This window comes from Larkinella rosea (genome assembly GCF_003858635.1).
GTDB lineage: Bacteria > Bacteroidota > Bacteroidia > Cytophagales > Spirosomataceae > Larkinella > Larkinella rosea.
The window spans coordinates 415,646-429,164 of the sequence record NZ_RQJO01000010.1 but is presented as its reverse complement, the minus strand read 5'-3'; the positions used below and the strand labels follow the sequence as shown (position 1 = coordinate 429,164).

The following is a 13,519-nucleotide window of genomic DNA, read 5'->3' as shown; positions in this document are numbered from 1 at the left end:
CTATGCAACCGTACCTTTCAATCGTAATCTGTGTCTACAACGAAGAGGGGAATATTTTTCCGATGATCGACCAGGTCGAGCGGGCGTTGATGGGGTATGATTTTGAAATTGTATACGTCAACGATGGGTCTTCCGACCGGACGCTGGCTGAACTGAAAGCCGTCCACAACGATCGGTTGGTGGTAGTTGACCTGCAAACGAATTATGGGCAGAGTCTGGCATTGGCCGCCGGTATCGACGTGGCAAAGGGGCAATTCATTGTTACCATGGATGGGGATCTGCAAAACGATCCCGCCGACATTCCCATGATGGTTCGGCTGGCCGAAGAGGGCGACTATGACCTGGTGGCCGGTATTCGGGCGAACCGGCAGGATGGCGCGTTGCTGCGTAAACTTCCCAGCCGGATCGCCAACTGGATCATCCGGCAGACATCGGGCGTTCACCTGAAAGATTACGGCTGTGCCCTGAAGGTATTCCGGGCTGATCTGGCCAAAAATCTCGGTCTATATGGCGAACTGCACCGGTTTATTCCGGTGTTGGCCCGGTTGGAAGGCGCACGGATGACGCAAACCGACGTACAACACCACCCGCGTCGAATCGGTCAATCGAAATACGGCCTGGGGCGGACTCTCAAAGTAGTCAGCGATTTGATTCTGATGCTGTTCATGAAAAAATACCTCCGAAAACCGATGCACCTATTCGGTAACTGGGGGCTTATTTCATTGATGGCGGGTTTGTTGATCAACGGATATTTGCTCATTCTGAAACTCATGGGCAACGACATCTGGGGACGGCCATTGCTGATTCTGGGAACTATACTCGTTCTGGCGGGTATTCAGTTGATTACCTTCGGGATCATGACTGAATTGCAAATGCGAACATACTATGAATCTCAGGATAAAAAACCGTACAAAATTCGGCGGATTTACAAATCTGAGTTGGTTTAATGAAATGAAGTAATGCCGGGCTATCTAAAAACCGCCCTTAAAATTGGGTTATCGGTATTGTCGTTCTGGCTGGTTTTTCGAAAAGTTGAACCAGAGCGGGTTTGGGAAGTCCTTGTTCGGGCCGATGTATGCTGGCTGGTGTTGGCAACGGTTTTATTCGTTTTGTCAAAAGTCGCATCGGCGGAGCGGTTACGGGTATTGTTCCAACGGGTCGATCTTCGGTTGCGTCGGTGGCCTAACCTGAAACTGTACTGGCTGGGCATGTATTACAATCTTTTTCTGCCGGGCGGCATCGGTGGCGACGGCTATAAGGTTTTTTTATTGAACCGTCTGACCGGAACATCGGTTAAGGTATTGATTAGTGCAACGCTAATTGACCGACTGATTGGTTTGTTGCCGCTGGTCTACGCACTGATTGTGTTTGTGGTGCTGGTTCCGGAAGTATCGCAATGGCTCGAATGGCAGATTGGCTGGTTATGGCTGTTGTCCATCCCGGTTTTGCATTTCGGCGCCAAAAGCCTGATGAAGCGGTTTATGCCGCTCTTTTACCCGGCTTTTGAACGTTCGATCGATTGGTCCGGGGTGGTTCAGGGGCTTCAAATGCTGGAAATTCTGGCTTTGTTGCAGGCAATTGATGCCCAGGGAAAACCGGAAACGTATGTGTTGCTCTTTTTGATTTCATCGATTGTTGCCACCATTCCATTCACGATTGGCGGGGCGGGGGCGCGGGAACTGACGTTTTTAATGGGCGCGCAGGCGTTGCATGTGCCCGCCGATGCGGCTGTTTCCGTTAGTTTATTGTTTTACCTGATCACGGCGGTTGTTTCGCTCACGGGTCATGTATACAGTTTTCAATCATCAACATTAACGAAAGACCTAAGTTCATGAACATTCTACTAACTGGTGGGGCGGGTTTTATTGGTTCTAACTTAGCCAAACAACTTCTGGAGGAAGGTCATCGGGTGATTTGTCTCGACAATCTGGATGGTTATTATGATCCGGATATCAAATGGCGGAATGTTCAGCAATCGCTGAATGAGCTGAATTACCATTTCCACGAAGGGGACATTCGGGATGCGGAACTGATCGATATGCTGTTTCGGCTCTATTCGATTGACGCGGTGGTTCATCTGGCCGCGCGGGCGGGTGTCCGGCCCTCGGTTCAGGACCCGGCTTTGTATTACGATGTGAACGTAACTGGAACCCTGACGGTGTTGCAGGCCATGCAGCGCTGGAACGTAAAAAAAATGGTATTTGCGTCGTCTTCATCCGTTTATGGCGATTCTCCCAACGTTCCTTTTGCCGAAACAGATACGGCAGACCGACCTTTGTCGCCGTATGCGGCTTCCAAACGGGCGGCCGAGTTGTTGTGCCACACATTCCACCACCTCTACGGTTTTGACATCTTTTGCCTGCGTTTTTTTACGGTTTATGGCCCCCAGCAACGTCCGGAAATGGCCATTAGCCAGTTTACGGACAGCATTCTGAAGGGGCGGCCAATCAATGTTTTTGGGGATGGCTCAACGGCCCGGGATTATACGTATGTCGAAGACATTGTCAGCGGCATTATTCAATCGCTTGATAACCTGAAGGGCTACGAGGTGCTGAATATCGGTGGTTCCGATCCGATTTCGCTGGCAAATCTGATCAAGTTAATTGAACAGTCGATCGGTGAACAAGCCCGGATTAATCGCTTGCCCATGCAGGCCGGCGACGTGCAGCAGACCTACGCCGATATAACGAAAGCGTCGCAATTGATTGGTTATCAGCCAGCCATTCAGATTGAAGAAGGCGTCCGGCGGTTTGTCGAATGGTACCGGTCGCAGTTGGACGTCTGCCTGGCTACGCATTAATTAAAAAGAGGCCAGCAAATGCTGTGCGCCTTGTAAGGGAAGCATCTCACCTTTCCGGACGGCGTCTTCAATCTGCACGAGTTTTTCCCGCCTGTCCGGCGGATTGTAAAACCGGCTTTCCAGTCGCTGGCGGATGGTACTGTGCAACCAATCCAGGTTTTGCTGCTGCCGGTTCCGATCCCGAAAACCGCTTTGCAGGCCCAACTGCTGGTGCTCGGAAATGATTTGCCAGAGTTCCGAAATTCCCCGTTGCTGGAGCGCCGAGCAGGTCAAAACCGGTGGGGCCCAGTTCGTGGGTGCGGGGGGAAAGAGGTGCAGGGCATTTTGGTATTCCAAACGGGCACGTTCGGCTGCGGTGGCATTTTCGCCATCGGCTTTTGTGATGGCAATGGCGTCGGCCAGTTCCATGATGCCTCGTTTCATGCCCTGAAGTTCGTCGCCCGCTCCCGCCAGCATCAACAGCAGAAAGAAATCAACCATGCCGTAGACCAGCGTTTCGGACTGCCCTACGCCAACGGTTTCGATCAAAACTACCTCAAAACCAGCCGCTTCGCACAACAGCATCGTTTCGCGGGTTTTGTTGGCAACTCCGCCCAGCGAACCGCCTGACGGGCTGGGCCGGATATAGGCCAGCGGGTCCGTCGACAAGGTTTCCATGCGGGTTTTATCGCCCAGAATACTGCCGTGTGACCGTTGACTGGTGGGGTCAATGGCTAAAACCGCTACTTTTTTGCCGGACTTGGTCAGGTGTTTCCCGAATGCTTCAATAAAGGTACTTTTGCCAACGCCCGGCACACCGGTTATGCCGATCCGAACCGATCGACCGGTTTGGGGTAAAACCTGTTCCAAAACCGCCAACGCTAATTCCTGGTCGCTCTCCAGCTGACTTTCCACCAGCGTAATGGCCCGGCTGAGCACCAGCCGGTCGCCGGCGCGGATGCCGGAAATGTAGTGGTCGGGCGGAAGTCGGCGCATTGGGTGAGAATAAAGAGGAGCGATGTGAGACAAGAGAAAACCTTTTAGAGCATCATTAGCTCTTTGGCTTACTTCTCAAATCTATTTTAAGCGTAATTTATGCTCTGAAATTTCTAAATCTTCCGGCGTCGTGATTTTAATATTGTCGTAGGAACCGTCGATGAGCGTGATCGGAAAACCGGCATGTTCGACCACGCTGGCGCAGTCGGTAAAGAAAGGTTGCTCAACGGTCTGGAAAGCGGTTTTGAAAAGCGCCAATTGAAAGGTCTGGGGCGTTTGAATCAAGCGGTAATTGGCCCGCTCAACGGCCTGGCTGCTGCCGTCGGGCTGAACCAGCCGAACGGAATCTTTCAGGGCCACACAGGTAACGGCGCTGCCCAAACGTTCGGCGGTTTCGAAACCGGTACGAATGATATCGGTCGTCACAAACGGGCGAACACCATCGTGAACTGTCACCAGGCCGTCATCGTTCAGAATCTGCGCCAGTCCATTCTGAACACTTTGAAACCGCGTTGCCCCCCCCGGCACAACCACAATCGGTTCCAAAAACCGGTACTGACGACAAAGCGCTTCCCAAACCGGTATCTGTATCTCCGGTAAAACGACAATAATTTGTAAATCGGCCGAATACGAACGAAACCGTCGGATGGTGTGCATCAAAATGGGCAAACCGCCAATCGGCAGAAACTGCTTCGGCGAATCCAGGCCCATCCGGCTGCCACTTCCTCCGGCTACAATGATGGCGAAACGGGTTATCATGGAAAGAGAGTAAAGAAAAAAGACAAGAGAATAAAGACTTTTCTGCAGTCTCTACTCTCTTGTCCAACATCTCTTGTCTATTTAAAGAATCAACATCGCATCGCCGTAACTGAAGAATTTGTATTTCTCCTGAATGGCAATGTCGTAGGCTTGTTTGACCAGATCGTATCCACCAAACGCACTCGTCATCATGATCAGAATGGATTCCGGCAGGTGGAAATTGGTCAATAGCGAGTTGGCGATTTTAAAATCGTAGGGCGGAAAAATAAACCGGTCCGTCCAGCCATCAACTGATTTCAGGCGACCATTGGCCGAAACCGATGACTCGATGGCTTTCAGTGACGTGGTGCCAACGGCGCAAACCCGTTTGTTGTTATCCAGAGCTTCATTGACAATGGCGGCTGCCGAATCCTGAATCGAATAATTTTCCGAGTCGGTTTTATGCTTGGTCAGATCCTCCACGTCAACCGTCCGGAACGTTCCCAGACCCACGTGGAGCGTGATCGGCGCAAAATGAATGCCCTTGATTTCCATGCGCTTCATGATGGTTTTTGTGAAGTGCATACCGGCTGTCGGAGCGGCAACGGCTCCAACGTGCTGGGCAAAGATGGTTTGGTACCGATCGCGGTCGGAATCTTCGGTTTTGCGTTTGATTTCGCGCGGCAGGGGTGTTTCCCCCAACTCGTCGATGGCCTTCATGAATTCTTCGTGCGAGCCTTCAAACAAAAACCGGATGGTACGTCCGCGCGAAGTCGTGTTGTCGATGACCTCTGCAACCAGATCGCTATCCCCAAAATACAATTTATTGCCAACGCGGATTTTCCGGGCGGGATCGACCAGAACGTCCCACAACCGCATTTCACGGTTTAGTTCGCGCAGCAGAAATACTTCGATTTTGGCACCGGTTTTTTCTTTGTTACCGTAAAGCCTTGCAGGGAACACCTTGGTGTTGTTGATCACCATCACGTCGCCGTCACCAAAATAATTCAGGATGTCGGAGAACTGTTTGTGTTCGATGGTTTTTGTTTTACGATCAACAACCATCAGCCGCGCTTCCCCACGTTCGGGCGGATACAAGGCAACAAGACTTTGGGGTAAGTCAAACCTAAATTCGGACAGCTTCATACGGTCAAGAAAAAAACAGCTCTTGTAAAAGAGCGCAAAATTAGCAAAAAACAGTTAGCAGTTGATGGTGAACCGTTTACATTTCGCGGGTTTTTCCGGGAAAAATCCAGTAGTTGCAGGCGAGTCACCGGCAAATATACATTGCGCGGGGGGGCGATTGCAAGTAATTCGTGTAAACGGCTCGTAGCTAACTAGTCGTTTGCCTCCAGTCCAAGCGCGTGAATGGGCTTTACAGCGCCTTCCGTGTTGGTTTCGGCTCGTTCGGCCATCGAAAATTTTTGCATTAATTCGGGCGTTACTTCATTGGCATAGGTGCCCTGGGCCGACACAAACACGCCTTTCATGTCGTTGGTCGTCGAAATGGCGTACAATGTCATCTCATCGCCGGGATCAGACGTGCCTTCAAACCGGTGAAATTCATCGACATTGATTTCTTCGCTTTTTAATTTTAAACCGGTGCCGGTTTCTTCCAGATAATCCCGTTTGGGTTTGAAGTCGTGCGTGTAGCCGCGTTCCCGCAGACTCTCCATCGCTTCCGTGAGGGTTTCGAAATGATGCATGGTGTTTCTCGTTATTGGTTACCTAAGAAACCCGGAAGCACGCAAGATGTTTTGAAAAAGAGAATAGAGTAGAGACAGGAGCGTAACGATAAAAAAGGGCTCCTTCTTTTTATCGTTACGCTCCTGTCTCTACTCTATTCTCTTTATTCTAAACTAAACTCAATCCGGCAACACTTTCACCATGATGTCTTTGTAGTACACTTTGCTTTTAGGATCGTGGGCCTGCAGGGCGAACGTTCCGCTGCCGATTTTGCGTTCGGCCATGTCTTTCGGCCGGTCGACGCCTTCCGGTTCGGTGTATTCGTTCACCACCTTGTCGTTAATTTTGATGGTTACTTTTTTGCCCTGAACCATGATTTCTTCGGTATACCACTCATTGTCTTTCACGTACGTTTCTTTTACGTCCTGAATGGCGTACAGGCTGGCGGTCCGGCGCCAGTCGGTGTGTGAGTTGTTCACCTGTACTTCAAAGCCTTTTTTGGGCCAGCTTTCTTCCTGATACTGCGTGTGAAAATACATACCGGAGTTCGAACCGGGCAACGTCATCACTTTGGCCTTGAACTGAAAGTTTTTGAAGTTGTGATCTTTCACCGAACCCATGTAGAAAAGGTGACCAACGGGGCCATTGACCGCAATGGCGCCATCTTCAATTTTAAACGAGTCGGCATTCTTGCCCACTTTCCAGCCGTCGAACGATTTGCCATCGAACAGACTGATCCAGCCTTTTTCCGGTTTGGCGGCTTTTCCACCAGATGCGGTTTTTGTTGTTGATGATTTTGAGCAGGCACCAGCCAGGAGCGCCACACACAGAATAACTACCAGGTTTTTCATAGGGTTTATTGGAGTCTGTTTTATTTCCGACGCTAAGTTACACATCCGTCTTAATTACTTCATTTCTTACCCTCCGATTGTTCTATTTTTTTGTGGAAAGAAGATGGACCGGTTATTTCAACTGGCCAATTAATTGAAGCAGAACGTTCTCCAGGATGAAAATCAGAACTGCCAGCACCAGCGCGATCACGATTGTCTTTACCCGTTCGCGCACAACCATTTTTTCGGATACCGGTTTTTGCCAGAGTAGTGCGAAGAGGGCTCGCACGGTGGATTGGTTCAATGCCAAAACCAGCAGAAGAAGCAGTAAACAGGTTAAGGCAATGAGCATAGCGCCGAATGCTACTTCAAAGCAAATATCGACAATGACGATGTTTAGCAAAACCGGGAGGAGAATGGCAATGCCGATCAATTTCGTTTTGTCCCAGAGTAATAACCAGGCCCCAATGACCTGCGAGAGGCCGATCACTAAAATATAAGACGTCGAATGCCCAAAAAAGGCCCAGGCCAGCTCAAAACCACTGGCTTCGGCTAGCGGAATTTGGGCTGCCTTCTCCGGGAAATGTCCGGGTCGAAAAAACTGATTTCCCGCCATTTTTGCCCAGCCGTATAGATTAAGTATCAGAAATACGTAAAACCGGGCTGCGAGTTCGAGGTAAAACCGTATGTTTTGCGTAAACATCGTAGAGCTCTTTGTCTGGAACCGCAGCGGCTACCGGAACCGTCGTTCTTTCCACTTGCTGCTTCGTTGTGCGGAAACAACTCCACCGGTTTCCGGTTTGGGCTGGCTATTCTGAAATAACCAGGCCGCCAGAACGCCCGCCAATTGCGTTTCCTCCGCCGACGTCTCCGGACTCAGTTGGTCGGGCGTAAAATAATGGTTGACAAAGTGCGTGTCGAACTGACCGGAACGGAAAGCCTCGTGCTGCATCACAAACCGGCAAAAAGGCAGCGTCGTCTGAACACCCGTGATCCGGTATTCGTCGATGGCCCGGATCATTTTTTCAATGGCTTCGGCGCGGGTGGCACCGGTAGCAACCAGTTTGGCGATCATTGGGTCGTAATAAATCGGAATCGCCATGCCCTGCTCAAAACCGTCATCGACCCGAATCCCGTTGCCCTGGGGCCGAACATAGGTCTCCAGCGTACCGACGTCGGGCAAAAAGTTGTTGGCGGGATCTTCGGCGTAGACGCGGATTTCGATGGCGTGACCGTTGATTTTCAGATCTTCCTGTTTAATCTCCAGCGGTTTTCCTTCCGCAATATAAATCATCTGTTTGACCAGATCGATGCCCGTAATCTGCTCCGTTACCGGGTGTTCGACCTGAAGCCGGGTGTTCATTTCCAGGAAATAAAAATTCAGTTGATCGTCGACGATGAACTCCACCGTTCCGGCACCGTAATACCCGCAGGCCCGCGCCACTTCGACCGCACAACGCCCCATTTCGGACCGAATTTCCGGCGTTAGCACCGACGACGGGGCTTCTTCCACCACTTTCTGGTGTCGGCGCTGAACGGAACATTCGCGCTCGAACAAATGGATGATATTGCCGTGCTGGTCGCCCAACACCTGGATTTCCACGTGTCGGGGCGAGGTAACGTATTTCTCAATAAAAACCGAGCCGTCGCCGAAAGCCGAGGTTGCTTCACTCACCGCCCGGTTCATGCCTTCATCAAAATCGGCTTCCTGTTCCACAATCCGCATGCCTTTCCCACCCCCGCCCGCGCTGGCTTTGATCAGAATCGGGTAGCCAATTTGGGCCGACGTTTTCTTGGCTTCCTCGCGGTCCGTAATGGCTTCGGGCGTGCCGGGCACCATCGGAATGTTGTACGATGCCACGGCCGCTTTGGCGGCCAGCTTGCTGCCCATGATTTCGATCGATTCCGGCGACGGGCCGACAAAGATCAAGCCGGCGTTCCGGACTGCCCGCGCAAAATTGGCGTTCTCCGACAAAAAACCGTAACCCGGATGGATGGCGTTTGCTCCGGTTTTTTGACAGGCTTCGATAATGGCATCGATTTTTAGGTACGACTCCGAGGAGGGGGGCGGGCCCACGCAAACCGCTTCGTCGGCATACCGGACGTGGAGGGATTGCCGATCGGCTTCGCTATATATGGCGACGGTCGGAATGCCCATTTCGCGGGCCGTCCGCATGATTCGCAGGGCAATTTCACCCCGATTGGCAACGAGAAGTTTCTGAATTTTAGTCATGGATTGGGAGACATGAGTCGTTCTTTTTCGGCATAAATCGGGCAACCCGGCGACTTAAGACGGAAAAGGAATGCATTCACAAAAATATACTTCTCATTGCCCGCTCCTAATTTCCGGCGGTTATTTCTAAAACCGAACCCTGCTTGGCGGTTGGCGGATTTTAATTTACTTTTGTACTTATGTGGTTAATAAACTCATTATAAACCGGTAAATAGCGCAATAAAGTGGATTTATTTGAGAAATTACGCACCAACCTCGGGCCCATCGGTTCGTCCTCGCGGGAGTTTAACGCGCACCATTATTTTGCATTTCCGAAGCTGGAAGGCGAATTAGGTCCGCACATGAGGTTTCGGGGCAAAGAAATGCTCAATTGGAGTTTGAATAATTATTTGGGACTGGCCAATCACCCGGAAGTTCGGAAAGCCGATGCGGAAGCCGCAACCGAATGGGGATTGGCGTATCCGATGGGTGCCCGGATGATGTCGGGAAATTCGGATCTTCACGAAGAATTAGAAAAACAACTGGCCGAATTTGTCGGTAAACAGGATTCGTTTCTGCTCAATTACGGCTATCAGGGCGTGATGTCGGCCATCGAAGCCGTGGTCGATTACCGCGATGTGATTGTGTACGACGCCGAGTGTCATGCGTGTCTGATCGACGGTATTCGGTTACACAAAGCCAAGATGGGCGAATACTACAAGTTCAACCACAATGACATAGATAGTCTGGAGAAAAATTTACAGCGGGCTACCAAAAAAGCGGCCGAAAAGGGCGGTGGAATTCTGGTGATTACCGAAGGCGTGTTCGGCATGTCGGGGAAAGTCGGCAATCTGAAAGACATCGTGGCGCTGAAGGAAAAATATGATTTTAAATTGCTGGTCGATGATGCGCACGGTTTTGGAACGATGGGCGCAACGGGAGCCGGTGTTGGTGAGTTGCAGGGGTGTCAGGACGGCATCGATCTGTACTTCTCAACGTTTGCCAAGTCGATGGCGGCCATTGGCGCCTTCATTGCCGGTGACCATGACATCATTATGTACCTGAAATACAATATGCGTTCACAAACGTACGCGAAAGCCCTGCCAATGCCTTACGTTGTGGGCGGAATGAAGCGACTTGAACTCATCAAAAACCATCCCGAGTTGCGCGAAAAACTGTGGGAGAACGTGCGGGCCATGCAGAACGGTTTGCGGGCGCGCGGTTTGAACATTGGCGACACGACTTCCCCCGTAACTCCGGTTTTTCTGCAAAGCGAAGGTGGGGTTTCGGAAGCGGGTGTTCTGGTTCGCGATCTGCGCGAAAACATGGGCGTTTTCTGTTCGATTGTCGTTTATCCGGTAGTGCCGAAAGGTGTCATCATGCTGCGGATTATACCCACGGCGGCCCATTCGCTCGAAGACGTGGAATATACCCTGAATGCCTTCAGTGCCGTGTCTGAAAAACTGAATTCGGGCTATTATCGTGAAAATGCCCACCAGGTGGTGATTGAAGACGCTTTATTGCCCTCAGAAGTGGCAAAAACAGCCGCAGAGTAACCGTTTAGTAAGGAAACGTGCTTTATTTGGACTTTTCCAACGTTTTTTTTTGCCGATTTCTTGCGTGGAATAATAGTTTGCGTATATTTCGTCAAAAACGCGGTTTTTGAGCGTTTTAGGGCATTTTTCACAACTTAAACCCCATACTTCTGTTATGGCACGCTTCGATGAAATAAAAAATTTGGTCACCTCTCTGGAAAGCGATTTCGAGAAATTTTACGAAAAAGGCAACCAGGCAGCAGGTACGCGAGTACGTAAAGGCATGCAGGATCTGAAGACGCTGGCTCAGGAGATTCGTTCTGAAGTTCAAGGTCAGAAAAATGCCAAGGAGTAAACAACAAGTTACTCTTTATCGAACAAGCCCGGCGAATTTCGTCGGGCTTGTTTGGTTACTGGGAAACCGATTTTTCGATCGCAGATTTATCCTTTTTTGTACATCAGCGTTGCCACTCCCCGCGTCGTCAGTTTCCCGGTTTGGAGGTCTTTGAGGTCGGCTGAAACTTCAAACGTGTGTTTATCCGGATTGGCCGAAATTACCGTAAAAATCGCTTCGTAATCGGTATCTACGAACATCGGCCGGAGAAACTCGAGCGTTTGCTTCAGATAGACCGAACCGAACCCCGGAAACTCCGTGCCCAGCACTTTGGTAAAAACACTGGCACCCAGCATTCCGTGGATAATGGGTCGTTTGAAAGGCGTCTGGGCGGCAAAAACCGGATCGAGGTGCAGCGGATTATTGTCGCCGGTAACGCGGGCAAACGCTTCCACGTCGGCCTGGGAAAATCGAAACGTATGCCGGTAAACGGCGTTTAACTCAAAAGTTGTCATAAAATCACTGGCAGATTAGCTGGAATGATCACTGATGATGACCCATTTCCCGTTCATTTTACGCCAAAGTAAGGTAAAATATCCTTCCGCATCGCCGACTTTGGGGCGCGTCAGGTGAAATTTCCCGATCACATACGCCACCGTCGGGGCCTGAAATTCCAGTTTTAGAATCGTAAACTTCAACGTTCCCATCGAAGCCCGGTCGGGATACCGCCGTTTGTAATTGCTCAGGGTCGCTTCATACCCGTACGTCACGCCGACTTTGCCAATAAACGTCAGCGAATCCGACTGCCAGTAGCCGTTCATAAAAGCCGTGGTGTTGCCGGCATTCCAGTCGGCGGTTTGGCGATCCAGAATAGCGAGAATGGCCTTGCGGTCGGCCGCTGTCTGGGCCTGCGATTCAATGATCACGAACAAAAAGAGAAACAGGCTACCTAGTTTTTTCATTTTATACCGTACTTTGATGGCGTTTAATTCCCCCAATACTAATGAATAAAATCCGCAAATTTTACCAGGAATACAAGCCCTACATCTTTTCGGATGGCTGGTACTATGTTTTTATCATTTTGTTCATTCTGTTTCTGTTCATTTTCTTTTCCTGACTGTGGCACAACCAACTTTGCTGGCAATCGTCAATCCGTTGTCGGGAACGGCTACCAGGCAGGATAAACAGAACTGGATTGACTTTTTGCTGAAAAAAGCCGTTGGCGCCGGTTTTACGCCCGAAGCGGTTTTTACGGAGCACGCCGGGCACGCGACGGAACTGGCCGCCGAAGCCATGCAGAAAGGCATTCGAAGAGTCGTGATTATCGGGGGCGACGGCTCGGTCAACGAAACCGCCCGGGCGCTATTGAATTCCCCGACGGCTTTGGGAATTGTGCCGGTAGGCTCGGGAAACGGGTTGGCGCGGCACCTGGGTTTATCGCTCAATCCCAAAAAAGCCATCGAGCAGGCCGTTGACGGTCGGCCGGTGGTGATCGATTCCGGACGAATCAACGAACATCCTTTTTTCTGTACGACCGGTATCGGTTTCGATGCACACGTCGCCCATGCGTTTGCCCGCCAGCCGGTTCGGGGTTTGCCGACGTACATCCGAACGGCTTATCAGGCTTTCTGGACGTATAAACCGGCAACGTATGAGATTGATCAGCAAAGCCACCAACTGTTTTCGCTGACGGTTGCCAATGCCGGGCAGTTTGGGAACAACGCCTGGATTGCACCTAAAGCGAATGTGTCCGACGGTTTGCTGGATGTTTGCTACCTGAAACCGTTTCCGGCCAGTGCGGTTACGATGCTGGCGTGGCGGCTCTTTAACAAAACGCTCGACCAGTCGAATTACCTGACCGTCCGAACCGCCCGCTCCGTTGTCGTTAAAGGAACAGAACCGATGCTGATTCACGTCGACGGCGAGCCGGTTTTGCTGGACACCGACACCGCAACGGTGCAGGTGTTGCCGTCGAGTTTACTGGTGATTCGGTAGGAGCGGTTTTTGTTAATGAATTACGTAGAGAATTTTGACCAGAACCATGAGCAAGAAAAACACCACCGATAAAGCCCGCTTCGGAATCGTGTATTCCACCGATCCGAATTATGCCTATCAGTCCGAATCATCCGAAGCCGAAACATTGAAACCCGAACAGCAAAACCTAAAAATCTGGCTCGACCGCAAGGGTGGGGGCAAAGTCGTTACCGCCGTCCGGGATTTTATCGGTACCGATGCGGATTTAACCGAAGTTGCCAAACAATTAAAAACCGCCTGCGGCTCCGGCGGTTCCGCCAAAGACGGCGAAATCCTGATTCAGGGCGACCACCGCGACAAAGTCCTGGCGTGGCTGACGGGAAAAGGGTATAAGGCGAAGAAAGCGGGCGGGTGAGTCAAGAATTAAGAGTTATG

The 13,519-nt window shown here is 50.9% G+C and carries 16 protein-coding genes; 7 read left to right on the top strand and 9 right to left on the bottom strand.

All coding sequences use genetic code 11. The features are described from left to right. Window positions 1–2 precede the first annotated feature (2 nt). Genes EHT25_RS22625 through EHT25_RS22615 form a run of 3 tightly spaced genes read left to right on the top strand, consistent with a single transcriptional unit; the run spans window position 3 to window position 2,800 of the window. Complete coding sequence (locus EHT25_RS22625; RefSeq protein WP_229311747.1) at window positions 3–947, top strand: glycosyltransferase family 2 protein; 945 nt, start codon at window positions 3–5, stop codon at window positions 945–947. Window positions 948–959: 12 nt separating this feature from the next. Then, window positions 960–1,835, top strand: a complete 876-nt coding sequence (locus tag EHT25_RS22620) for a lysylphosphatidylglycerol synthase transmembrane domain-containing protein (protein WP_124877438.1) — start codon at window positions 960–962, stop codon at window positions 1,833–1,835. After that, complete coding sequence (locus EHT25_RS22615) at window positions 1,832–2,800, top strand: SDR family NAD(P)-dependent oxidoreductase (RefSeq protein ID WP_124877437.1); 969 nt, start codon at window positions 1,832–1,834, stop codon at window positions 2,798–2,800. Before EHT25_RS22620 ends, EHT25_RS22615 begins: the two co-directional genes overlap by 4 nt. Here the strand turns inward: EHT25_RS22615 and meaB are convergent, their stop codons facing one another. From meaB to accC, 7 genes are all read right to left on the bottom strand, one after another. Further along, window positions 2,801–3,775, bottom strand: a complete 975-nt coding sequence (meaB, locus tag EHT25_RS22610; protein ID WP_124877436.1) for a methylmalonyl Co-A mutase-associated GTPase MeaB — start codon at window positions 3,773–3,775, stop codon at window positions 2,801–2,803. It lies immediately after the preceding gene. 81 nt (window positions 3,776–3,856) lie between these two features. Next, window positions 3,857–4,534 (bottom strand): 2-C-methyl-D-erythritol 4-phosphate cytidylyltransferase, encoded by a 678-nt coding sequence (locus EHT25_RS22605; protein ID WP_124877435.1) that lies wholly within the window; start codon window positions 4,532–4,534, stop codon window positions 3,857–3,859. Window positions 4,535–4,615: 81 nt separating this feature from the next. Next, on the bottom strand, window positions 4,616–5,659 hold the full coding sequence (gene queA / locus EHT25_RS22600; RefSeq protein WP_124877434.1) for a tRNA preQ1(34) S-adenosylmethionine ribosyltransferase-isomerase QueA: 1,044 nt from the start codon (window positions 5,657–5,659) through the stop codon (window positions 4,616–4,618). 191 nt (window positions 5,660–5,850) lie between these two features. Then, complete coding sequence (locus EHT25_RS22595; protein ID WP_124877433.1) at window positions 5,851–6,219, bottom strand: hypothetical protein; 369 nt, start codon at window positions 6,217–6,219, stop codon at window positions 5,851–5,853. Between the two features lie 159 nt (window positions 6,220–6,378). Next, a complete protein-coding gene (locus EHT25_RS22590; RefSeq protein ID WP_124877432.1) occupies window positions 6,379–7,050 on the bottom strand; it encodes a 3-keto-disaccharide hydrolase in 672 nt (223 codons plus the stop codon). 112 nt (window positions 7,051–7,162) lie between these two features. Beyond that, a complete protein-coding gene (locus EHT25_RS22585) occupies window positions 7,163–7,732 on the bottom strand; it encodes a hypothetical protein (protein WP_124877431.1) in 570 nt (189 codons plus the stop codon). 30 nt (window positions 7,733–7,762) lie between these two features. Beyond that, entirely contained in the window at window positions 7,763–9,262 is a 1,500-nt protein-coding gene (accC, locus tag EHT25_RS22580) for an acetyl-CoA carboxylase biotin carboxylase subunit (protein ID WP_124877430.1), read from the bottom strand. Window positions 9,263–9,486: 224 nt separating this feature from the next. On the opposite strand from accC, the gene EHT25_RS22575 reads away from it, so the two are divergent. After that, entirely contained in the window at window positions 9,487–10,797 is a 1,311-nt protein-coding gene (locus EHT25_RS22575; RefSeq protein WP_124877429.1) for an aminotransferase class I/II-fold pyridoxal phosphate-dependent enzyme, read from the top strand. A gap of 154 nt (window positions 10,798–10,951) precedes the next feature. Then, complete coding sequence (locus EHT25_RS22570; protein WP_124877428.1) at window positions 10,952–11,131, top strand: BF3379 family histone-like protein; 180 nt, start codon at window positions 10,952–10,954, stop codon at window positions 11,129–11,131. 86 nt (window positions 11,132–11,217) lie between these two features. On the opposite strand, the gene EHT25_RS22565 is transcribed toward EHT25_RS22570, so the two are convergent. Then, the gene (locus EHT25_RS22565) at window positions 11,218–11,625 is read right to left on the bottom strand and encodes a MaoC family dehydratase (RefSeq protein ID WP_124877427.1); all 408 of its coding nucleotides are present in this window, start codon (window positions 11,623–11,625) and stop codon (window positions 11,218–11,220) included. 15 nt (window positions 11,626–11,640) lie between these two features. Next, the gene (locus tag EHT25_RS22560) at window positions 11,641–12,072 is read right to left on the bottom strand and encodes a YybH family protein (protein WP_124877426.1); all 432 of its coding nucleotides are present in this window, start codon (window positions 12,070–12,072) and stop codon (window positions 11,641–11,643) included. A gap of 157 nt (window positions 12,073–12,229) precedes the next feature. On the opposite strand from EHT25_RS22560, the gene EHT25_RS22555 reads away from it, so the two are divergent. Together EHT25_RS22555 and EHT25_RS22550 are read left to right on the top strand one after the other, a co-directional pair. Further along, a complete protein-coding gene (locus tag EHT25_RS22555; protein WP_124877425.1) occupies window positions 12,230–13,105 on the top strand; it encodes a diacylglycerol/lipid kinase family protein in 876 nt (291 codons plus the stop codon). A 46-nt stretch (window positions 13,106–13,151) separates the two neighbouring features. Next, window positions 13,152–13,499, top strand: a complete 348-nt coding sequence (locus EHT25_RS22550) for a translation initiation factor (protein ID WP_124877424.1) — start codon at window positions 13,152–13,154, stop codon at window positions 13,497–13,499. The last annotated feature ends 20 nt before the right edge of the window (window positions 13,500–13,519 follow it).

What these genes read in the sequence shown, in the direction of transcription:
- EHT25_RS22625 (WP_229311747.1), top strand. Translation starts at nt 3, where the DNA reads ATGCAACCGTACCTTTCAATCGTAATCTGTGTCTACAACGAAGAGGGG.
- EHT25_RS22620 (WP_124877438.1), top strand. Translation starts at nt 960, where the DNA reads ATGCCGGGCTATCTAAAAACCGCCCTTAAAATTGGGTTATCGGTATTG.
- EHT25_RS22615 (WP_124877437.1), top strand. Translation starts at nt 1,832, where the DNA reads ATGAACATTCTACTAACTGGTGGGGCGGGTTTTATTGGTTCTAACTTA.
- meaB (WP_124877436.1), bottom strand. Translation starts at nt 3,775, where the DNA reads ATGCGCCGACTTCCGCCCGACCACTACATTTCCGGCATCCGCGCCGGC.
- EHT25_RS22605 (WP_124877435.1), bottom strand. Translation starts at nt 4,534, where the DNA reads ATGATAACCCGTTTCGCCATCATTGTAGCCGGAGGAAGTGGCAGCCGG.
- queA (WP_124877434.1), bottom strand. Translation starts at nt 5,659, where the DNA reads ATGAAGCTGTCCGAATTTAGGTTTGACTTACCCCAAAGTCTTGTTGCC.
- EHT25_RS22595 (WP_124877433.1), bottom strand. Translation starts at nt 6,219, where the DNA reads ATGCATCATTTCGAAACCCTCACGGAAGCGATGGAGAGTCTGCGGGAA.
- EHT25_RS22590 (WP_124877432.1), bottom strand. Translation starts at nt 7,050, where the DNA reads ATGAAAAACCTGGTAGTTATTCTGTGTGTGGCGCTCCTGGCTGGTGCC.
- EHT25_RS22585 (WP_124877431.1), bottom strand. Translation starts at nt 7,732, where the DNA reads ATGTTTACGCAAAACATACGGTTTTACCTCGAACTCGCAGCCCGGTTT.
- accC (WP_124877430.1), bottom strand. Translation starts at nt 9,262, where the DNA reads ATGACTAAAATTCAGAAACTTCTCGTTGCCAATCGGGGTGAAATTGCC.
- EHT25_RS22570 (WP_124877428.1), top strand. Translation starts at nt 10,952, where the DNA reads ATGGCACGCTTCGATGAAATAAAAAATTTGGTCACCTCTCTGGAAAGC.
- EHT25_RS22565 (WP_124877427.1), bottom strand. Translation starts at nt 11,625, where the DNA reads ATGACAACTTTTGAGTTAAACGCCGTTTACCGGCATACGTTTCGATTT.
- EHT25_RS22560 (WP_124877426.1), bottom strand. Translation starts at nt 12,072, where the DNA reads ATGAAAAAACTAGGTAGCCTGTTTCTCTTTTTGTTCGTGATCATTGAA.
- EHT25_RS22550 (WP_124877424.1), top strand. Translation starts at nt 13,152, where the DNA reads ATGAGCAAGAAAAACACCACCGATAAAGCCCGCTTCGGAATCGTGTAT.